We start from the raw sequence: 21,024 nt of genomic DNA, 5'->3' as shown, positions 1-21,024 counted from the left end.
TTTGAATTGATAAATTTAATTTATCAGCGTCAAAGACCTCAGGCGAAAGTGATTTCGATTACTTTCTTAATTTTCCAGCCTGAGTAGACGCGGTGGTGTGATTTGTTCATCCTCCGCGTGTAAGTTCAGTGATGAACTTGCGAATTGGGAGTGTGCCTGTGTATTCGGGTACATAAATCACCGTTAGGAGGTTTTACAATGGCTCTTCTTATCGAAGGCAAAAAACAGATCGTTGCTGAAGTAACTGAAGTTGCTTCTACTGCGTTTGCTGCTGTTGTTGCTGACTACCAAGGTTTAACTGTTGAGCAATTAACTGCTCTTCGTGTTGAAGCTCGTAAGTTGGGTGTTGCTACACGTGTTGTACGTAATACTTTGGCTAAACGCGCTCTTCAAGATACTCCTTTCAATATCTTGAACGACAACCTTGTTGGCCCAACAATTTTAGCTTTCTCAACTTCTGCAGATGATATGGGTGCTGCGGCACGCTTATTTGAAGAATTTGCGAAAACTAACAAAGCATTTGAACTTAAAGCTGCTGCATTTGAAGGCAAACTTTATCAAGGCGCAGAAGTTAGCGTTATCGCGAATCTTCCAAACCAAGAGAAAGCGCTTACTATGCTTGCAAGCGTTCTTCAGGCTCCTATTTCGAAATTGGGTCGCTTACTTACAGCGCTTCAAGAGAAAAACGAGTCAGAAGCTGCATAAGCTCAAACTTAAACACACATCATTCAATACCCATTTGGAATTAATCTCATGGCTTTAACAAACGAAGAAATCCTAAACGCAGTTGCTGAAAAAACTGTTCTTGAACTTGTAGAACTTATTTCTGCTTTTGAAGAAAAATTCAACGTATCTGCTGCTGCTGTAGCTGTAGCTGCAGGTCCTGCTGCTGCTGCTGTTGAAGAGCAATCAGAATTCAACGTTGAGTTGACTTCTTTCGGCGCGAACAAAGTAGCGGTAATTAAAGCAGTTCGTGAAATCACTGGTCTTGGCTTGAAAGAAGCTAAAGATTTAGTTGAAGGCGCTCCTTCAGTTCTTAAAGAAGCAGTTTCTAAAGAAGAAGCTGAAGAACTTAAGAAAAAACTTGAAGAAACTGGTGCTACTATTACTATTAAGTAATGTTACCAGGGGGAGGAATATTAATTTCACCCCCAAAAATTGGCTGATGGCTCTTGGGTCATCAGCCTTTTTGCGTTACAATAATCGGCTCGACTTTAATTTGATTGATTTAAAAACCATCAAATTTAAACAATAAAGATAAATTTTAAACGCTTACCAATATTTTTCTATTCAAAAAATATTGTTAAGCGTTTTAATACCACTAAAAATTGCAGCATTTGTAAACAGTGGTGGCCATATCGGCCTGCGTAATTCCTTCTAAACCCGTTCTGCAGGCGGGTTTAGTTTACTTTCCGAGGACTCCAGATGGCATACTCATATACCGAAAAGAAACGGATCCGTAAGAATTTTGGTAAATTGCCTAGTGTTATGGATGCTCCGTACTTGCTCGCGATTCAAGTCGACTCGTACAGAACGTTCTTGCAAGATGGCAAATCACCAAAAAACCGCGAAGATATCGGTCTCCAAGCCGCATTTCGTTCAGTTTTTCCTATAGAAAGTTATTCTGGCAATGCTGCTCTAGAATTTGTTGAGTATAGCCTTGGTAAGCCGGAGTTTGATGTTCGCGAATGTATTCTTCGTGGCTCAACTTATGCGGCACCAATGCGTGTAAAAATTCGTTTGATCATTAAAGATCGTGAAACGAAATCAATCAAAGACGTGCGTGAGCAAGAAGTGTACATGGGTGAAATGCCACTCATGACGGATAACGGGACATTCGTTATTAATGGTACTGAGCGTGTAATCGTATCTCAGTTACATCGTTCACCTGGCGTGTTCTTTGATCATGATAAGGGTAAAACTCACTCAAGCGGTAAAGTGCTTTATTCAGCACGTATTATTCCCTACCGTGGTTCATGGTTAGATTTTGAATTTGATGCGAAAGATTTAGTCTATGTTCGTATTGACCGTCGTCGTAAATTGCTTGCGACTGTGGTACTTCGTGCATTGGGTTATAGCAACGAACAAATTCTAGACTTATTCTACGAGAAAGTACCTGTCTATTTAGATATGGGTAGCTACCAGATTGACCTTGTTCCAGAACGCCTGCGTGGCGAAATGGCACAATTCGACATTACCGATAATGAAGGTAAAGTGATTGTTGAGCAAGGTAAACGTATTAACGCGCGTCATGTACGTCAAATGGAAGCTTCAGGCTTAACTAAGCTTTCTGTTCCAGATGAATACTTATATGAGCGTATCACTGCTGAAGATATCACTTTACGTGATGGCGACGTCATCGCTGCGAACACCTTATTAAGCCATGAAATTATGGTGAAATTGGCTGAAGGCGGCGTGAAACAGTTCAATATGCTGTTCACGAATGACATTGACCGTGGTTCATTCATTGCAGATTCTTTACGTGCAGATACAACAACAGGTCGTGAAGAAGCGCTTGTTGAAATCTACAAAGTAATGCGTCCAGGCGAGCCACCAACAAAAGAAGCTGCTGAAAACCTATTCAATAACTTGTTCTTCTCTTCTGAGCGTTATGATTTATCGCCAGTAGGTCGTATGAAGTTTAACCGTCGTTTGGGTCGTCCTTACGAAGTGGGAACTGACCAGAAGTCACGTGAAGTTGAAGGCATTCTTTCGAACAGCGATATCACTGATGTATTAAAAACATTGGTTGAAATTCGTAACGGTAAAGGTGAAGTCGATGATATCGATCACTTGGGTAACCGTCGTGTTCGTTCTGTTGGTGAAATGACAGAAAACCAATTCCGTGTTGGTTTGGTTCGTGTTGAACGTGCTGTAAAAGAACGTTTAAGCCAAGCAGAAGCAGACAACTTGTCTCCGCAAGATTTAATCAATGCGAAACCAGTTGCAGCTGCAATCAAAGAATTCTTTGGTTCAAGCCAATTGTCTCAGTTTATGGACCAAAACAATCCATTGTCTGAGATTACGCACAAACGTCGTGTATCGGCGCTTGGTCCTGGTGGTTTAACACGTGAACGTGCGGGCTTTGAAGTACGTGACGTACATCAAACTCACTATGGTCGTGTATGTCCGATTGAAACGCCTGAAGGTCCAAACATTGGTTTGATCAACTCGCTATCTGTTTATGCAAAATGTAATAACTTCGGTTTCTTGGAAACTCCATACCGTAGAGTTGTTGATGGTCGTGTAACGGATGAAGTTGAATACTTATCTGCGATTGAAGAAGTAGGCACAGTCATTGCACAAGCCGACTCTGCAGTTGATGCAGAGAATCATTTGACTGAAGAATTTGTTTCTGTACGTCACCAAGGTGATTTCGTACGTATGCCGCCTGAAAAAGTGACGCATATGGACGTATCTGCTCAGCAGGTTGTTTCTGTTGCTGCATCACTGATTCCATTCCTTGAACACGATGATGCGAACCGTGCATTAATGGGTTCGAACATGCAGCGTCAGGCTGTTCCAACATTATTGGCTGACAAGCCGCTTGTTGGTACTGGTATGGAAGCAAACGTAGCGCGTGACTCAGGTGTGTGTGTTATCGCAAACCGTGGTGGTGCGATTGAATACGTGGATGCTTCTCGTATCGTGATTCGTGTAAACGAAGAAGAAATGATTGCGGGTGAAGCGGGCGTAGATATCTACAACCTCATCAAATATACACGTTCTAACCAAAATACATGTATCAACCAAAACGTTGTTGTTCGCATGGGTGACAAAGTTGCTCGTGGTGATGTATTGGCTGACGGTCCATCAACTGATGGTGGTGAACTTGCGCTAGGTCAAAACATGCGCGTCGCGTTCATGACATGGAACGGTTATAACTATGAAGACTCGATCTTGCTTTCTGAGCGTGTACTTCAAGAAGATCGCTTAACGTCGATTCATATCCAAGAATTATCGTGTGTTGCACGTGATACCAAATTGGGTGCTGAAGAAATTACTGCTGATATCCCGAATGTGGGTGAAGCTGCACTGTCTAAGCTAGATGAATCAGGTATCGTATATATCGGTGCTGAAGTTGCTGCGGGTGACATTCTAGTCGGTAAAGTAACGCCTAAAGGTGAAACGCAATTAACACCAGAAGAAAAACTGCTTCGCGCAATTTTTGGTGAAAAAGCGGCTGACGTTAAAGACTCTTCTTTACGTGTTCCATCTGGCACCAAAGGTACAGTGATTGACGTTCAAGTGTTTACACGTGACGGTCTTGAAAAAGATGAACGTGCACAAGCAATTGAAAAAGCTCAATTAGATGCTTACCGTAAAGACTTGAAAGAAGAATACAAAATCTTCGAAGAAGCAGCACGTGAACGTGTTGTTCGCTTGTTGACAGGTCAAGAGTCGAATGGCGGTGGCGGTACAAAACGTGGCGACAAAATGTCTGAGGATATGTTGTCTGGCTTAGAGTTGGTTGATTTACTTGAAATCCAGCCAAGTGATGAAGCCATTGCTGAGCGTTTAACGCAAATTCAAGTGTTCTTGAAAGAGAAGAGCTTCGAAATTGACGAGAAATTTGCTGAGAAAAAACGCAAACTTTCTACAGGTGACGAACTTACAACTGGCGTATTGAAAGTTGTGAAGGTTTACCTTGCGGTTAAACGTCGTATCCAGCCTGGTGATAAGATGGCGGGTCGTCACGGTAACAAGGGTGTTGTTTCTAACATCTTGCCAGTTGAAGACATGCCACATGATGCCAATGGTGTACCAGTCGATATCGTATTGAACCCATTGGGTGTACCGTCACGTATGAACGTGGGTCAGATTCTTGAAACTCACTTGGGTATGGCTGCGAAAGGTTTGGGTGAGCAAATTGATAAGATGCTCAAACAACAGCGTGAAATTGCTGAACTACGTATTTTCCTAGACAAGATCTACAACAAAGTGGGCGGTCAGCAAGAAGATTTAGACAGCTTAACTGATGACGAGATTCTAATCTTGGCGGGTAATTTACGCGCTGGTGTGCCTTTAGCTACTCCTGTATTTGATGGTGCTGAAGAAGCTCAAATCAAAGAGTTGCTAGAGCTGGCTGAAATTCCACGCTCGGGTCAAACCGTATTATATGATGGACGTACAGGTGAACGTTTCGACCGTCCTGTAACTGTAGGTTATATGTACATGCTCAAGTTGAACCACTTGGTTGACGACAAGATGCATGCGCGTTCTACTGGTTCTTACTCATTAGTAACGCAACAGCCATTGGGTGGTAAAGCTCAGTTTGGTGGTCAGCGTTTCGGTGAGATGGAGGTCTGGGCACTTGAAGCTTACGGCGCAGCTTATACACTGCAAGAAATGCTTACTGTGAAGTCGGATGATGTTGAAGGTCGTACTCGTATCTATAAGAACATTGTAGATGGTAACCATTATATGGACCCAGGTATGCCTGAATCGTTCAACGTATTGACCAAAGAGATCCGTTCTTTAGGTATCAACATTGAACTGAAAAATGGTGACTAAGAAATCTCCCCCGACCCCTCTTTAAGAAAGAGGGGAGAAATCCCCCTGAGTAAAGGGGGACTTAGGGGGATTTTTTGAGATTCCCTGTTCAGTGAAAAAACAATATTTGTGACCCAGTCGAGAAGTGAAAATCTCCTCGACACACGGAGAAAAAAATTGAAAGACTTGCTCGATATCATGCGCAAAAAGACGGACTCAGACGGTCATGCTCCTGTAGAGTTTGATCGCATCCGTATTGGTCTTGCGTCACCAGAAATGATTAAGTCATGGTCTCACGGTGAAGTGAAAAAGCCAGAGACAATTAACTATCGTACGTTCAAGCCAGAACGTGATGGTTTATTCTGTGCCAAAATCTTTGGTCCAGTCAAAGATTACGAATGCTTGTGTGGTAAATACAAGCGTATGAAATACAAAGGCGTCATTTGTGAAAAATGTGGCGTTGAAGTTACAACTGCGAAAGTTCGTCGTGAGCGTATGGGTCACATCGAACTCGCTTCTCCAGTTGCGCACATCTGGTTCTTAAAATCTTTACCAAGCCGTATTGGCTTACTTCTTGATATGACGCTACGTGATATCGAACGCGTATTGTATTTCGAATCTTATGTAGTCACTGACCCAGGTATGACTCCATTTGAGAAATACCAACTTCTTAACGATGAAGAATACTTCAATGCGTTAGAAGAACACGGTGATGAATTCACTGCAAAAATGGGTGCGGAAGCGGTTCAAGACTTGCTGAAAGATATCGATCTTGAAGCTGAGATTTCTCGTCTTCGTGAAGAGATTCCACAAACAACTTCTGAAACGAAGTTGAAGAAAGCGTCTAAGCGCTTGAAGTTGATGGAAGCATTCAAAGAGTCGAACAACAAGCCAGAATGGATGGTGATGAACGTACTTCCTGTACTTCCACCAGATCTTCGTCCGTTGGTTCCACTTGAAGGTGGTCGTTTCGCGACGTCTGACTTGAACGATCTTTACCGTCGTGTCATTAACCGTAACAACCGTTTGAAGCGTCTTCTTGATCTTGCTGCACCAGACATCATCGTACGTAACGAAAAACGTATGTTACAAGAGTCTGTAGATGCGTTGCTTGATAATGGTCGTCGTGGTCGTGCAATTACTGGTTCGAACAAACGTCCATTGAAATCTTTGGCAGACATGATCAAAGGTAAACAAGGTCGTTTCCGTCAAAACTTACTTGGTAAGCGTGTTGACTATTCGGGTCGTTCGGTAATTACTGTAGGTCCTAACTTACGTTTGCACCAATGTGGTCTTCCGAAGAAAATGGCACTTGAATTGTTCAAGCCGTTTATTTTCGCGAAATTACAAGCGTCAGGTCAGGCAACAACCATTAAAGCTGCGAAGAAAATGGTTGAGCGCGAGACTCCAGAAGTTTGGGACGTTCTTGCATCGGTTATTCGTCAACATCCAGTGATGTTGAACCGTGCACCGACACTTCACCGTTTGGGTCTTCAAGCATTTGAACCGATTCTAATCGAAGGTAAGGCAATCCGTTTACACCCGCTCGTTTGTGCTGCGTTTAACGCCGACTTCGACGGTGACCAAATGGCGGTACACGTACCATTAACACTCGAAGCTCAATTAGAAGCGCGTGCGTTAATGATGTCGACCAACAACATCTTGTCACCTGCAAACGGTGAACCAATCATCGTTCCATCTCAGGACGTTGTATTGGGCTTGTATTACATCACGCGTGATGCAATCAATGCCAAAGGTGAAGGCATGGTGTTTGCGGATACGCATGAAGTTAACCGTGCATTGGCGACAGGTCAGGTTGCATTACACGCTCGCGTTAAAGCACGTGTACATCAAACTGTCATTGATGAAAATGGTAACCGTGAACAGCAAACCATCGTTGTAGATACAACACCGGGTCGTTGCTTACTTTGGGAAGTTGTGCCTGAAGGTATGGATTTCCAACAAATCAACGTTGAGATGACCAAGAAAAACATCTCGAAGTTAATCAACTCTTGCTACCGTAAATTGGGTCTAAAAGATACTGTTATCTTTGCTGACCAATTGATGTACCTTGGTTTCCGTCAAGCGACACGTTCAGGCGTATCGGTAGGTATGGAAGACATGGTTATTCCGCCGACGAAGCAAGTGATTATTGACAAAGCAGAAACTGAAGTTCGTGAAATTGAACAACAGTTCGAACAAGGCTTTGTAACTGCGGGCGAGCGTTATAACAAAGTTGTCGATATCTGGGCACGTACTAACGACCAAGTTGCGAAAGCGATGATGGACAACTTGTCTTACACCACTGTGAAAAATAAACAGGGTGAAGATGAGAAGCAAAAATCATTCAACAGTATCTACATGATGTCTGACTCAGGTGCCCGTGGTTCGGCAGCTCAGATTCGTCAGTTAGCGGGTATGCGTGGTTTGATGGCAAAACCAGATGGCTCGATCATTGAAACGCCAATTAAGGCGAACTTCCGTGAAGGCTTAACGGTACTTCAGTACTTTATTTCGACGCACGGTGCGCGTAAAGGTTTGGCCGATACAGCATTGAAAACGGCGAACTCTGGTTACTTAACCCGTCGTCTGGTAGACGTAGCACAAGATTTAGTTATTACTGAGCCTGATTGTGGTACTTTGGGCGGTCTTGTGATGACTCCGTTCATTCAGGGCGGTGACGTGATCGAGAACTTAGGTACTCGAGTATTGGGTCGTGTGGTTGCAGAAGACGTGAAGAAAGCGGGTTCTGACGACGTTATCTTGCCACGTAACACTTTAATTGACGAAAAACTTGCAAACTTCCTTGAAGAAGCAGGTGTCGATGAAGTTAAAGTCCGTTCAGTTGTAAACTGTGAATCTACATTTGGCGTGTGTGCGAAATGTTATGGTCGTGACTTGGCGCGTGGTCACTTGGTGAACCCAGGTGAATCTGTGGGTGTAATGGCTGCTCAATCGATTGGTGAGCCAGGTACACAGTTAACCATGCGTACCTTCCACGTGGGTGGTGCAGCGAGCCGAACTTCTGCCGCAAACAGTGTACAAGTACGTAACAAAGGTACTGTACGTTTCCATAACGTGAAAACTGTACAACATGCTAAAGGTCACTTGGTTTCTGTTTCACGTTCAGGTGAAATCGGTATTGCAGATGACTTAGGTCGCGAGCGTGAGCGTTATAAACTGCCGTACGGTGCGTCAATCTTGTTGAAAGATGGCGAAGCTGTAGAAGCAGGTGGTATCGTAGCGACTTGGGATCCACATACACATCCATTAGTAACAGAAGTTGCAGGTAAAATCCGTTTCAGCCAGATCGCTGACGGTGTAACAGCAACTTCTAAGACTGATGATGCAACAGGTATGACGACTGTTGAAATCTTGCCTGTAACAGCACGTCCTGCTTCTGGTAAAGATTTACGTCCTGCGGTTGTTCTTGATACGACGGATGGTGGTGAACAGTTCTACTTCCTACCACAAAACACCATTCTTTCTGTCCGTGATGGCGAAACAATTGGTGTGGGTGATGTTATTGGTCGTGTACCTCAAGAAACTTCACGTACGCGTGACATTACCGGTGGTCTACCACGTGTAGCTGACTTGTTCGAAGCACGTAAACCGAAAGAGCATGCAATTCTTGCTGAAATTTCAGGTGTTGTAAGCTTTGGTAAAGAGACTAAAGGTAAGAACCGTTTAGTGATTACACCAGATGATGGTTCTGAGATCTACGAAGAACTGATTCCAAAATGGCGTACCATGAACGTGTTCGAAGGTGAACATGTGAACCGTGGTGAGACTGTTTCTGATGGTCCGCAAAACCCACATGACATCTTACGCTTGAAAGGCGAAGTTGCGTTGACTAACTACATCGTGAACGAAGTTCAAGACGTATACCGTCTGCAAGGTGTAAAAATCAATGACAAGCACATTGAAGTGATCGTACGTCAAATGTTGCGTAAAGTTGATATCACTGATGGTGGTGATACTAGCTTCATCAAAGGCGAACAAGTGGATTACATCCGTGTTATGGGTGAAAACCAAGCTGTGCTTGCGCAGAATAAGTTCCCTGCGAAGTTTGAACGCCAGTTGATGGGTATTACCAAAGCGTCGCTTTCTACTGACTCGTTCATCTCTGCTGCATCGTTCCAGGAAACAACACGTGTGTTAACTGAAGCTGCTGTAACAGGTAAAGAAGATGATTTACGTGGTTTGAAAGAGAACGTAGTTGTAGGTCGTTTGATTCCTGCAGGTACAGGTTTGGCATATCACTTAGAGCGTCGTCGTCAAGAATCTGAAGCTGCAGAGCTTGAGCTTCACAATGACTTCTCTGATGTAGACCAAGCACTGAGCCAAGCATTTAGTGATGAGTTTAATGGTCTTTAATTAGTCCTTAAACCCTGATGAAAAGCCACCTTCGGGTGGCTTTTTTACATTTTGAAGCAGAAAAACTAAAAAAAATCACATAATAAAATGCTTAAAGCTCTATGATTAAACGTAAATCGATAATTAAGAACAAGGTATAATAGTATGAATTTTAACAAAAAAATATTTTTAAGTATGATTGGGATGATGGCAGCGAGTTCATCATTTGCAGCACCAATGCCCAACACAATTGTGATTGAAGATAAAGCTGTAGTTCCTATTGTAAAAACTCAAGTTATTCGGACTCTGCCAGGTAGAGAGCCGGTACGTACTGTGAATGCCACTATTTTTGAAGTGACGAATAAGGGTAAGGATGTTGTTGCGCGTGATGTGGTCATTGTAGATGACAAGGCTGAATTTTCCGATGAGAAAATGAGAACACCTGTTGTACAACAGGGCGGTGTGATTGTTCCAACTTCTAAAATTGAAGTGGATTCAAAAGTGATGAGAGATGGGGAAGTGGTTGCTGAAGCTAAGCAGCTAGATGCTTCTGGAATTGAGTTTAAAAAAGGGCAAGAGCCTGTGCAGAAGAATTTGAAACTTAATCAGATTCAAAATCATGAGCATAGTAAAAGTGCAACCCATGCCGTGATTCAAAATGATGGTAAAACCACTAAAGATGTAGTGGTCATTAAAAATGAGTAGTAGGGGATAAACTTTTTCAGTTTTGAGGTTACAAAATTCTCGTAATTTTACGGGGATTTTTTTATAAAACTTCATCTTCACTCCTTAATGCTTCCATAAAGTAGGCACTAAGGTAATGGGAAAAGGAGATACTCTCATGAAAAAATTGATGAATTTAGCCATTATTGCAACAGTTTCTGCATTCGTATTCACAGGATGTAGCAATATGTCTGCATCTGAGCAGCGTGTGGGTGCAGCCGCCTTAGGTGGTGCTGTAGGTGGTAGTGTTGGTAGTCGTGTAGGTGGAAGTACAGGTGCAGCCTTGGGTGCAGGTGCTGGTGCCGCGGTAGGAAGTAAATCCCAAAGTGGTTCGACCAAGAATGCAACGTATAGTGGTGTAGGTGCAGGTGTAGGTGCTGTTATTGGTAAGTCGGTATTTGGTGGCGATGCTGGTGCTGCAATTGGTGGTGCGATTGGTGGTGGTGCGGGTGCAGCAATAGAAAACAATAATCGTTAAATCTCTTTTGCATCGCATTTGAGATTTGAAGGATTGAAAAAAGGCGCTGAATATAGCGCCTTTTTTATTTTAAATCGGGTTTAGCTTTTTTACGTCGAATGTAGACCGTTTTTTCTACTTCAGCAATGCGAACTCCAGTTTCATCATAAATACTTAACTGATAAATACGATTTACTGCAGAATAGTCTTCTGCCAAAGTTTTGATTTGTTTAATTTCTGCTGCATCAATTCGAATATCTGCATAGACAGTGCCACGCCCAGGGGATAAAAACTGAATCTTGGCAGCTTTGTCCCAGACGATGTATTTTGAGCCAAGGTGATGCATCAGCAACAACATGTAGAATGGATCAATCATCGAATAGAGACTGCCGCCAAAATGTACCCCAACAATATTTTGGTTCTTGCGTGTCAGGAGCATTTTGACCCGAATATGGTAGTTGGGAAAGTCAATCTTTTCGACCTGAATACCAGCACCCCGATAGGGAGCGTAACGATTCAAAATAAATTTAGTGATGACTGGAACGCTTTGTAATCTTTTGAGAACACTCATGATGCAAAATATTTTTCTTAAAGTCTGATCTCATCTTAACCTGACACCCAAAAAAAGCAAATGAAGTGACGGTAGCTCGTCTGATTGTAGAAAAATTACGATAAAACAAAAAGGAAACACAATATGCAAGTCCAAACCCAATGGGTAAAAACCACCGATCAGCAGCGCCTTTATGTCAAAGCATGGGGAGAGGTGCGCAACCCTGCCTTAGTCTTGGTGCATGGTTATCCAGATAATCAGGAAGTGTGGGAACCTGTAATTCGGTTATTGGCCAACCAGTTTTATATCATTACCTATGATGTGCGTGGCGCAGGGCAATCTTCTGTACCCAAATCCATTCAGGCTTACGCATTGTCGCAACTTTCAGCAGATTTGCAGGCGGTGGTCGATGCGGTACTTCCAGAACGTGAATTTCATTTGGCTGCACATGATTGGGGATCTATACAATCTTGGGAGTCGGTTACAGATCAGCACTTTGGGCAGCGGATTTTATCCTACACCACCATTTCTGGACCATGTTTAGACCACGCCGCTTTTTGGATGCGTGAGCAATTTAAGACACAGCCACAACAGTTTTTAAAACAACTGGGTAAGTCATGGTACATCATGGCATTTCATTTACCATTTGTAGCACCTACGCTCTGGCGATTCTTCAAACCTAAACATTGGGGGCAAGTGCTACAAAAGTTGGAACAAACTCAGGACTTGCCATTAAATACACATATTGCCAAAGATGGTCAGTATGGCGTAGGGCTGTATCGGGCGAATTTTCTGCCTCGACTCAGTAAACCGCGACAACGTTTTGCCCAATGTGCGGTACAAGCCATTGTGTTGAAAAAAGATAAGTTTGTCAGCCCAGCACTGATTGATGAAATACCAAAATGGAGTCCTGATTTTCAGCGGGTCGATTTAGATGCAAACCATTGGGCAATTTTGAGTCAGCCTGAGCAAGTGGCTTCGTATATTCAGCGCTTTATCGAACGTAATCAACTCAGCAGTTAAACCGTCACTTGCTTTGTATTCCTGTTCTTCGAGCAGCATGAGAAAGAGAAGTAATTTTCAGTTTTAACTCTGTTAGAATGCTTCTTTTTTCTCATACTTGTTTGTTATGTTCGCGATTATTGCTGCTATTACAGTCATGTTTGGACTGTCTTTGGCTCGTGTTCCTGTGGTATTTGCATTGGTCACTGGTGCAGTTACAGGAGGTTTATTGGCTGGTTTAGGCTTACAAGGTACCTTGGATGCTTTTAACAATGGACTAGGAGGCGGGGCAAAAATTGCTTTGGCTTATGGCATATTAGGCGCATTTGCCTTGGCTTTGGCACGTTCAGGCTTACCTGATTTACTGGCTTATAAATTAATTAAAACGGTGAAGAACGAAGCGGATCACAAGGCACAAACCAAAGTGAAATATGTGATCTTTTTTACCGTGGCTTTAGCAGCAGTATTTTCACAGAATTTAATTCCTGTGCATATCGCTTTTATTCCAGTATTGATTCCACCGCTATTAAGTGTATTTAACCACTTAAATTTAGACCGACGTGCAGTTGCATGTTTGCTGACGTTTGGTTTAGTCGCAACCTATATGTGTTTGCCCGTTGGTTTCGGTGCTATTTTCTTAAATGACATTTTGGCACATAACATCAATACCTTTGGTAAGCCTTATGGTTTTTCCATCACCAATGAGCAAATTCCACATGCGATGATTATTCCCGTGGCTGGAATGTTCTTGGGTTTATTGATCGCAGTCTTTTTTAGCTATCGAAAACCACGTGTATATGAAAATTTAGAAGTCGGTAATACCCTTCACCGTATTTCATCGGATGTGAATCAAAGCCATGATGGTAAACCGCAAATCGCACAATTTACCTTGTGGATGGCAGCATTTGCAGTGATTGCGACGCTGGCTGTGCAGCTCTATTCGGACTCCATGATTCTCGCAGGTCTAGTCGGGGTTGCTATTTTAAGCTGTGCGGGCATTTTCAAGTGGAAAGAAGCGGATGATGTCATCATTAGTGGTATGCGTATGATGGCTTTAATTGGCTTTATTATGATTGCCGCACAAGGCTTTGCAGCAGTGATTGAAGCGACCAATCAGGTTCCTGCCTTAGTTGAAGCATCTGTTGAGTGGATTGGTAACAGTAAAGCACTTGCTGCTTTCCTTATGCTACTGATTGGCTTATTGATTACCTTAGGGATTGGTTCCTCTTTCTCGACAGTGCCGATTTTAGCAATTATTTATGTTCCTTTATGTCTACAGTTTGGTTTTAGTCCATCAGCGACGATTGCGATTATTGGAACGGCTGCAGCGCTGGGTGACGCAGGCTCCCCAGCATCAGATTCAACATTAGGCCCAACCTCAGGTTTAAATATGGATGGTCAACACGATCACATGCGAGATAGTGTAGTGCCAACGTTTATTCATTTTAATATTCCTTTGTTGGTCTTTGGTTGGATTGCAGCCATGGTGCTTTAATTAAATTCTGAGATTTTAATCTATTTTATTTTAATGGATTATAAGGTATATTTAAAATATATTAATATGTGTGGTTATATTAAAAACTTGAGTAATATGCTCTGAATATAATAATAAATATCTGATTAATATGGTTGGTTTTAAATACCAACCATATTAGTCAAATTAAAATAAATAACATTATTAATCAGTGGTTTGAAATAAGTTGTATTTATATTATTTAATAAGTGTTGCATATTAATAACAGTCTTGTTTAATATTAATTAAGCGTTAGGTTTTTTATTATAAAAAGGGTTGTTTAATATGTTAAAACAAGCTGCACTTATTGCATTATTGGGGTTTTCTGCATCTGCGATGGCAGGTGGCTGGCAGGCAAAAGTAGGAGCTTCAGTACTTTCTCCAACTGGCGATTCGACTTTGGCGCCAGGCCTTTTGGTTGAAGCAGATCACGAGTTCGGTTTTACACCATCTATTGAATATTTCTTTGGTGATACACCTATTTCTGCTGAATTATTATTGGCAACTCCATTTAATCATGATGTGCTTTTAAATGGCAGCAAAGTGGCGAAGGTGAAACATTTACCGCCAACTATTACGGCAAAATATAACTTTAAAAACTCAACTCGTTTCACACCATATATTGGGGTAGGTGGTACTGCATTTATTGCTTGGGATGAAGAAGGGGTTGCAAAAGACGTTAAAAACGATTATGGCTTTGCAGGTCAAATTGGGTTTAATTTCCAACCAGCAGATGCGAAAAATTGGGGCGTATATTTAGATGTGCGTTATGCCGATTTGAGCCCAGAAGTTACATTGGATGATGCGACTGCTCAGGCGGTAGGTAAAAGTAAATTTGATTTAAATATTGATCCAGTGGTTTATACCATCGGCTATAGCTATAAATTCTAAGTAATAAAAATAAGAATAATAATAACAGCGCTAAAACCTCATCTTTTGATGGGGTTTTTTTATGTTCTTTATTTAAATATCTGCAACAATCTTTCACTGTGCAGACGCAAAAGATTACACTTTATCCTACTGATTTTGTTTAAATTGAATAAAAAATAGAGTGTTTAAACATGAGAATTTTAAAAATAACTTTATTAATATTGTCTTCATTAACTGCAATGGGAAGCTATGCTGCCAGTTTTGATTGTGCACGTGCAGCAACCGTGACTGAACACAAGATTTGTAACCAGCTTAGCTTGAATGATGCCGATGTGAAAATGGCAACAAGTTATAATATTTTAAAACGGTTGGTGCCTATGGGAACACGTTCTGTGATTCAGGATGAGCAAGTGAAATGGCTGCGTTTACGTGACCAATGTCGCGATAATCTGCGTTGTTTAAACGATGTGTATGCCATGCGGCAGCAACGATTGGATTTATATTTACAGCAGATTTATCAACGTGGACCGTATTAAAAAATATAAATGATTAAAAAAAGAACACTTGCTATTGAAAAATCATCGAGTCACTCCAATTCATTAAGCATCTGATAAAAACACTGTGTGAATGAATTCGAGGAAGGTTGTATGAACGAACACAATACACAAAAACATAGCTTTCAGGCTGAAGTAGCGCAATTACTCCATTTGGTGACTCACTCACTTTATTCAAATCCAGAAATCTTTTTGCGTGAGTTAATTTCGAATGCTTCGGATGCCTGCGATAAACTGCGTTTTGAAGGTATTAATCACCCTGAATTTTATGAAAATGACCCAAATTTACATGTGCGGGTCATTTTAGATAAAGAACAAAAAACACTGACTATTTCTGATAACGGTATTGGTCTGACACAACAAGAAGCGATTGATAACCTTGGAACGATTGCTAAGTCGGGCACCAAGGACTTTATGTCGAAGTTGACGGGCGATCAAAAAGCCGATGCACAGTTGATTGGTCAGTTTGGTGTCGGATTCTATTCGGGCTTTATTGTTGCGGATAAGATTACGGTTGAATCGCGCCACGCAGGTACACCTGAGAATGAAGCGGTACGCTGGATCAGTGGTGGTACAGGGGACTTTGAAGTTGAGCAAATTGAAAAAGCAACCCGTGGTACAGACATTATTTTGCACTTACGTGAAGATGCTTTAGATTATTTAGAAAGTTATAAAGTTAAGCAAATCATTAACAAATATTCCGACCATATTAGCCTGCCAATTGAAATGCAAAAAGAGGTTTGGCAGGAAGAAGAAGTAGCCGAAGGTGAAACACCGAAAGGCGGTCAGATGGTCAAAACCGATGAATGGGAAGCGATTAACTCGGCCAGTGCTTTATGGACACGCAGTAAAAATGAAGTCACTGAAGAGCAATACATCGAGTTTTATAAGAACTTAAGTCATGATTTTGACGCTCCATTGGCATGGGCACATAACCGTGTCGAAGGTAGTACTGAATATACGCAATTACTGTACATTCCAAGCAAGGCACCGCACGATATTTTCACTCGTGAGGCTAAAGCAGGGATCAAGCTGTATGTGAAGCGTGTCTTTATTATGGATGATGCAGATAATTTAATTCCAAATTATCTTCGTTTTGTGCAAGGTGTGGTGGATAGTGCAGATTTACCGCTGAATGTCAGCCGTGAATTGTTACAAGAAAGCCGAGATGTCCGTACCATCCGCGAAGGTAATGCCCGCCGTATTTTGACAGTGCTAGATGGTCTGGCGAAGTCGGAAGATGAAAAAGACCAAGAGAAATTTAAAACTTTCTATGCTGAATTTGGTTCGGTCTTGAAAGAAGGCTTGGGTGAAGACTTTGGTAATCGTGAGCGCATCTTAAAGTTATTACGTTTTGCGACTTCAACCAATGACGACATCAGTACCTCTTTAGCAGACTACAAAGCGCGCATGAAAGAAGGGCAAAAAGCCATTTACTATGTGACCGCGGATAGTTTGAATGCTGCGAAGAACTCGCCACAATTAGAGTTGTTCAAGAAAAAAGGCATTGAAGTGTTGTTAATGGCAGACCGTGTGGACGAATGGGCAATGAATTTTGTCCAAGACTTTGATGGTACGCCAATGCAAAACGTATCTAAAGGTGCGGTGGATTTAGGTGACTTGCAAGATGCGGAAGAGAAGAAAGCACTTGAAGCTGCTGCTGAACAATTTAAACCTGTCGTAGACAAATTGTCGGATGCTTTAAAAGCAAAAACCAAAGAAGTCCGTGTGACCACGCGTTTAGTGGATTCACCGGCATGCTTGGTAACCAGTGAAGGTGAGCTTTCGCCACAACTCATCCGTATGTTGAAACAAGCGGGTCAGGCAGTGCCTGAAAGCAAGCCAATTCTGGAAATTAACCCTGAGCATCCACTGGTGAAAAAACTGGATGGTACAAGCCATTTTGAAGATCTCGCTAATGTGATCTTTGATCAGGCGGTAATTGCAGAAGGGGGTTTACCTGAAAATCCTGCTGAGTATGTGAAGCGTATTAATCAGTTATTACTTAAATAAGATAAGGACTGATGCAAAAAGGCAACCTGTTATCGGTTGCCTTTTTTAATAAGACACTTTTGTGGATAACAGAGAAGTTATCCACAATTGGGTTAAAAGAGTGCTTCTAAGCGTAATAAAGTACTTAAATAATGACTACGGTCTGCACGATGATCATTGTAATAATTGATATCGGTTTGCACATAGAACCATTCACGCCATAAAGGCTGCCGCCACGAAATAAAGGGTCCCCAACTATTCAGACGTAAATCTGAATTATCCAAATAGCCACCTGTGTAGAGCCCATAGTTAAACTGGTTGCCCTGGAAGAATTGATGTTGGCGAAAAGCATAGTTGTCCCAGTTCAAATCATCCTGCTGCATATCGGCATAGGTTAAGCTGAATTGATCCCTTAGAAATGCTTCATTTGGTCGTGCATGGGTGAGTTCTAAGTTGGTTCTTAAATAATTTTCGCTGTCGACACCATAACGGTAAATCTGTTCTGCATGAAAGAAAAAGTCATTTTCTAGCGTCCAATCTTTTTTGGCTTTCAAACGGAGGTAGATATCATCGCCAGAACGAACCCCGATATCAAAGTCGGTTTCAAATGGGAGGCGTTTGGAAATATCTGACCAACGTAAAGCCAATGAACTGTTGGCATCTCGGTTTTGACGCCGATCATAGGCTTTGTCATTGTCTGGGCTAGGTGGATTCTCATTGGTAATGGCCACGTTGTTGGCCAATTCGTTATCGAGTGAGTCATCACCAAAAACCAGACTGAGTTTTTTTTCTAAGTTGGGCAAACTGATCTTACCGCGAATACGTGGTTTAATGTCGTATTCATCATGTTTGTTCCAACGGTTATCAATCAGGACCCTTAAGGTTGCGGAAGCAGGAGTGTTGGTATTTTTTTCACCAAACCAACCATCAATGTTCTCAGAGGTATCATCAGCCCAGTTGCGAATGAGCTTTTGTTTACGATCTATCCAAGTTTGATTTTCTGTGACCATCGTTGAAGGCACAATTTGTTCATCGGATTGTTCTGGCAAAACCGTTGGGGCTGAATCAATCCAACGTGGAATAGTATAGAGCAAGCTATCTTCCGTAGTAGGTGCTTGTTCTATGCTATACGGGGGAGAAGCTGGGGAGACGTCTTGTACGTCACTCGTATTTGCCCAGCTTGAAGTATGGCCCATCCCCAAGGCAACCATCAACACAAGTGGCTGTGTAAAAGTTTTTCTCATTGTAGGCATTCTTTTATTCTAAATTTACCTTCCAAGTTTGGTAAATTTTAGGGATGAAAATCAAGCTTTTGCTACAAAATAAAATAAATTAACTGCCAATGTGTATTTGAATGGCATCATGCAATTTTGAAGCCGAAATCGGTTGGGGGAGCGTTTGAATAATCCTTTGGATTAATTGCCATGACACACCTTGATTGCGGTCTAAGAGAATATAAGGATAAGCCATTTCTTCACGCGATAACTGTAGTCGAGCCTGACCATGAATGACACGAATTTTCTGCCGTTCTTTAAGCAAGATAATTGCGGTTGTGTAGTTGGCAGAAGTTTCTTCAAATGCAATTAATTTATGCTTTTGAATACATTTTGCAGGAATAAACGGTTGATAAGTTTCAGTGTTCCAGACCAATTCGGCTTGTTCGCTATATAGTTCGAAAAATTGCTCCGCATTTTTACATTGTTTGAGTGATTGCTCATTCGGCAGGAGTTTGAGTGCCACAAGTTCGTAGGCATAATGTTGGCTGATAATATTACCAAGACGTATGGCATGTAATTGATCTTCTGCGCCTAAAATCACGATATATTTAACAAAGCATCCTTGAGCATTGATTTGCTCGGCTAAATAAACGGGTTGATTGACATACTGTTGCAGTTGCGAAACCGAGATAATAATCTCAAGTAACGGCATGATTTCTGGCACATTTTCCACTGTTAAGCTACAAAGCGCTAACTCTTGGGCTTGAGGGAATTCTAACGCGCTTAAACGACATTTCCACTGTCCAAGTTCAACGACTTGTGGAAGCAAATGATTGGAGTTGAGAGGCGTAGTCGCTGCTTTAGGCAGTGGAGTTACTGTTGCCGCTTTGGTTGAGAACAATGAGGGTGCTGCATCATCATCTTTCGAACTCAATTCAAGCGTGTGGATTGCGATGCTTGGTGAATCTGACTCCAGAGGCTGAATTGGGGCGGTTGAGGAAGCAGAATTTTGCTGTAGCGCGAGTGGTTCAAAAGAAAAGGGACGATTGGCCGTGTGGGGTGCAATGATGCTGTCGTCTTTTCTGGAACTTGCAAATGAAACAGAGCCTTTTTTACTGGTTTTAAAATTTTTAGCTGTTTCGACAGACAATTGATTCAGCTCGGCATCCGTTTTTAATGCCGCATAGATTTCTTGTTGTTCTAACATCCAGGCATAATTCTGTTCGAGCCCATCCCAGTCACTGATTAGTGCAGTACGATGCGGAGCAGGGATATACCAGATTTGAAAGCCTAAATTGGCACGATGTAAAATTGCCCAGCCCATTTCTGGGTACTGCTCAAGTGCCTGTTCTAAGGCTAAGTCATGCTTAAATACGCCACGAAAGGTTTGTCTATATAACGAATGTTGAGCAAACTCATCTGCTGCATGCTCGGGATGCATATAAGATTTAAAATTTAGAATTTGCTTTTTAAAAATAGGTTCATCACAACGTAAAAAAATTTCTTTTAGACGACATTTTGATTTTGCAATTTCATAAAATGACAAAGACCGTTGGTCTAAGCTATGAATAAGACCTTGTAATTCCTTGGCTAAATGGGCTTTTTCTAAAACATTCATAGATGGTCTTTATAGATGCTGTTGAGCCTTTTCCAAATAACTTGCCAAAACAATATTGGCTGCTATTTCTAACAATTTATATTCTGTAGATGTGTGTTGAGGATAGCGTTCTGCCATGGCAATCAATTCATCCAAATTAATTGCTTGAGGGGGAACTGTTCCTTGAATCAGTGCTTGAATATCTTGCATGTACATAAAATCAAATTCCTCGATTAATGCCTCTAGATCACTTGATTATATGGATTTATCAGAAAAAAACATGAAAATTTTTGTCATCTTTGACGCATTTTTAGGTGAATATGACATTTATTTAAAAGTTTTGATTAAAAATTATTCGTAACAATTCATTTTAACCGAATCACAACAACGCCAGTTGTTGAAAAAGGCAGATCGTTTCAACATTTTTACTTTTTGTTTTAGATATTTATGCATCGCTCAACAATAAAAAAAACAGCCCGATTAAGGGCTGTTTTTTAGCATACGAAAAACTGAGTCTTAGGCAGCATCTTTTGCTGGTACAGATGCATCTTGAGCAATCTGTTCAGTTGGTGTTGCAGTTGAAGTTTGTGCTTTCACCTCTTTTTTCACTGGGAAATTGGGTACATAAACGACTTGTGCAGAAACTTGAGCAGAAATAGCAAACGCGGCAATAGCCAAAATAGATTTCATGATTGACATA

General features: G+C 41.6%; 16 protein-coding genes. 11 read left to right on the top strand and 5 right to left on the bottom strand.

Going from position 1 to position 21,024, the window contains the following annotated elements:
- Positions 1-198 precede the first annotated feature (198 nt).
- From rplJ to M5E07_RS14825, 6 genes are all read left to right on the top strand, one after another.
- Positions 199-705, top strand: a complete 507-nt coding sequence (rplJ, locus tag M5E07_RS14850) for a 50S ribosomal protein L10 (protein WP_116758814.1) — start codon at positions 199-201, stop codon at positions 703-705.
- A 48-nt stretch (positions 706-753) separates the two neighbouring features.
- Positions 754-1,119 (top strand): 50S ribosomal protein L7/L12, encoded by a 366-nt coding sequence (rplL, locus tag M5E07_RS14845; RefSeq protein WP_116758813.1) that lies wholly within the window; start codon positions 754-756, stop codon positions 1,117-1,119.
- Between the two features lie 306 nt (positions 1,120-1,425).
- The gene (rpoB, locus tag M5E07_RS14840) at positions 1,426-5,514 is read left to right on the top strand and encodes a DNA-directed RNA polymerase subunit beta (RefSeq protein ID WP_252220418.1); all 4,089 of its coding nucleotides are present in this window, start codon (positions 1,426-1,428) and stop codon (positions 5,512-5,514) included.
- Positions 5,515-5,670: 156 nt separating this feature from the next.
- Positions 5,671-9,870 (top strand): DNA-directed RNA polymerase subunit beta', encoded by a 4,200-nt coding sequence (gene rpoC / locus M5E07_RS14835; protein ID WP_116758811.1) that lies wholly within the window; start codon positions 5,671-5,673, stop codon positions 9,868-9,870.
- A gap of 144 nt (positions 9,871-10,014) precedes the next feature.
- Positions 10,015-10,554 (top strand): hypothetical protein, encoded by a 540-nt coding sequence (locus M5E07_RS14830; protein ID WP_252220415.1) that lies wholly within the window; start codon positions 10,015-10,017, stop codon positions 10,552-10,554.
- Between the two features lie 136 nt (positions 10,555-10,690).
- Positions 10,691-11,050, top strand: a complete 360-nt coding sequence (locus tag M5E07_RS14825; RefSeq protein WP_252220413.1) for a YMGG-like glycine zipper-containing protein — start codon at positions 10,691-10,693, stop codon at positions 11,048-11,050.
- Positions 11,051-11,114: 64 nt separating this feature from the next.
- On the opposite strand, the gene M5E07_RS14820 is transcribed toward M5E07_RS14825, so the two are convergent.
- Positions 11,115-11,600: a PaaI family thioesterase gene (locus M5E07_RS14820; RefSeq protein WP_252220411.1), complete on the bottom strand. Its 486-nt coding sequence runs from the start codon at positions 11,598-11,600 to the stop codon at positions 11,115-11,117.
- Positions 11,601-11,723: 123 nt separating this feature from the next.
- Here M5E07_RS14820 and M5E07_RS14815 point away from each other — a divergent pair, with 123 nt between their 5' ends.
- From M5E07_RS14815 to htpG, 5 genes are all read left to right on the top strand, one after another.
- On the top strand, positions 11,724-12,602 hold the full coding sequence (locus tag M5E07_RS14815; RefSeq protein WP_252220409.1) for an alpha/beta fold hydrolase: 879 nt from the start codon (positions 11,724-11,726) through the stop codon (positions 12,600-12,602).
- A gap of 106 nt (positions 12,603-12,708) precedes the next feature.
- Positions 12,709-14,076, top strand: a complete 1,368-nt coding sequence (locus M5E07_RS14810; RefSeq protein ID WP_252220407.1) for a Na+/H+ antiporter family protein — start codon at positions 12,709-12,711, stop codon at positions 14,074-14,076.
- Positions 14,077-14,379: 303 nt separating this feature from the next.
- Positions 14,380-14,985, top strand: a complete 606-nt coding sequence (locus M5E07_RS14805; protein ID WP_116758805.1) for an OmpW/AlkL family protein — start codon at positions 14,380-14,382, stop codon at positions 14,983-14,985.
- A 170-nt stretch (positions 14,986-15,155) separates the two neighbouring features.
- Positions 15,156-15,500 (top strand): lysozyme inhibitor LprI family protein, encoded by a 345-nt coding sequence (locus M5E07_RS14800; RefSeq protein WP_116758804.1) that lies wholly within the window; start codon positions 15,156-15,158, stop codon positions 15,498-15,500.
- A gap of 111 nt (positions 15,501-15,611) precedes the next feature.
- Positions 15,612-17,531: a molecular chaperone HtpG gene (htpG, locus tag M5E07_RS14795; RefSeq protein ID WP_252220405.1), complete on the top strand. Its 1,920-nt coding sequence runs from the start codon at positions 15,612-15,614 to the stop codon at positions 17,529-17,531.
- A 92-nt stretch (positions 17,532-17,623) separates the two neighbouring features.
- On the opposite strand, the gene M5E07_RS14790 is transcribed toward htpG, so the two are convergent.
- The 4 genes from M5E07_RS14790 to M5E07_RS14775 all read right to left on the bottom strand — a co-directional run bounded on the left by M5E07_RS14790 (position 17,624) and on the right by M5E07_RS14775 (position 21,023).
- Positions 17,624-18,763 (bottom strand): hypothetical protein, encoded by a 1,140-nt coding sequence (locus M5E07_RS14790; RefSeq protein WP_434087787.1) that lies wholly within the window; start codon positions 18,761-18,763, stop codon positions 17,624-17,626.
- A 79-nt stretch (positions 18,764-18,842) separates the two neighbouring features.
- Positions 18,843-20,345, bottom strand: coding sequence for a hypothetical protein (locus tag M5E07_RS14785; protein ID WP_252220400.1), 1,503 nt, complete (start codon positions 20,343-20,345; stop codon positions 18,843-18,845).
- A 9-nt stretch (positions 20,346-20,354) separates the two neighbouring features.
- Positions 20,355-20,534: a hypothetical protein gene (locus tag M5E07_RS14780; protein ID WP_116758830.1), complete on the bottom strand. Its 180-nt coding sequence runs from the start codon at positions 20,532-20,534 to the stop codon at positions 20,355-20,357.
- A 306-nt stretch (positions 20,535-20,840) separates the two neighbouring features.
- Positions 20,841-21,023, bottom strand: coding sequence for a hypothetical protein (locus M5E07_RS14775; protein WP_252220397.1), 183 nt, complete (start codon positions 21,021-21,023; stop codon positions 20,841-20,843).
- Position 21,024: the final 1 nt, after the last annotated feature.

The sequence above is a fragment of the Acinetobacter tibetensis genome, from assembly GCF_023824315.1.
Classification (GTDB): Bacteria; Pseudomonadota; Gammaproteobacteria; order Pseudomonadales; family Moraxellaceae; genus Acinetobacter; species Acinetobacter tibetensis.
This window is presented reverse-complemented; position numbering and strand designations above follow the sequence as displayed.

Excerpts from the sequence above, each read along its gene's own strand:
- rplJ (WP_116758814.1), top strand. The coding sequence starts at position 199 with ATGGCTCTTCTTATCGAAGGCAAAAAACAGATCGTTGCTGAAGTAACT.
- rplL (WP_116758813.1), top strand. The coding sequence starts at position 754 with ATGGCTTTAACAAACGAAGAAATCCTAAACGCAGTTGCTGAAAAAACT.
- rpoB (WP_252220418.1), top strand. The coding sequence starts at position 1,426 with ATGGCATACTCATATACCGAAAAGAAACGGATCCGTAAGAATTTTGGT.
- M5E07_RS14830 (WP_252220415.1), top strand. The coding sequence starts at position 10,015 with ATGAATTTTAACAAAAAAATATTTTTAAGTATGATTGGGATGATGGCA.
- M5E07_RS14825 (WP_252220413.1), top strand. The coding sequence starts at position 10,691 with ATGAAAAAATTGATGAATTTAGCCATTATTGCAACAGTTTCTGCATTC.
- M5E07_RS14820 (WP_252220411.1), bottom strand. The coding sequence starts at position 11,600 with ATGAGTGTTCTCAAAAGATTACAAAGCGTTCCAGTCATCACTAAATTT.
- M5E07_RS14815 (WP_252220409.1), top strand. The coding sequence starts at position 11,724 with ATGCAAGTCCAAACCCAATGGGTAAAAACCACCGATCAGCAGCGCCTT.
- M5E07_RS14810 (WP_252220407.1), top strand. The coding sequence starts at position 12,709 with ATGTTCGCGATTATTGCTGCTATTACAGTCATGTTTGGACTGTCTTTG.
- M5E07_RS14805 (WP_116758805.1), top strand. The coding sequence starts at position 14,380 with ATGTTAAAACAAGCTGCACTTATTGCATTATTGGGGTTTTCTGCATCT.
- M5E07_RS14800 (WP_116758804.1), top strand. The coding sequence starts at position 15,156 with ATGAGAATTTTAAAAATAACTTTATTAATATTGTCTTCATTAACTGCA.
- htpG (WP_252220405.1), top strand. The coding sequence starts at position 15,612 with ATGAACGAACACAATACACAAAAACATAGCTTTCAGGCTGAAGTAGCG.
- M5E07_RS14790 (WP_434087787.1), bottom strand. The coding sequence starts at position 18,763 with ATGCCTACAATGAGAAAAACTTTTACACAGCCACTTGTGTTGATGGTT.
- M5E07_RS14785 (WP_252220400.1), bottom strand. The coding sequence starts at position 20,345 with ATGAATGTTTTAGAAAAAGCCCATTTAGCCAAGGAATTACAAGGTCTT.
- M5E07_RS14780 (WP_116758830.1), bottom strand. The coding sequence starts at position 20,534 with ATGCAAGATATTCAAGCACTGATTCAAGGAACAGTTCCCCCTCAAGCA.
- M5E07_RS14775 (WP_252220397.1), bottom strand. The coding sequence starts at position 21,023 with ATGTCAATCATGAAATCTATTTTGGCTATTGCCGCGTTTGCTATTTCT.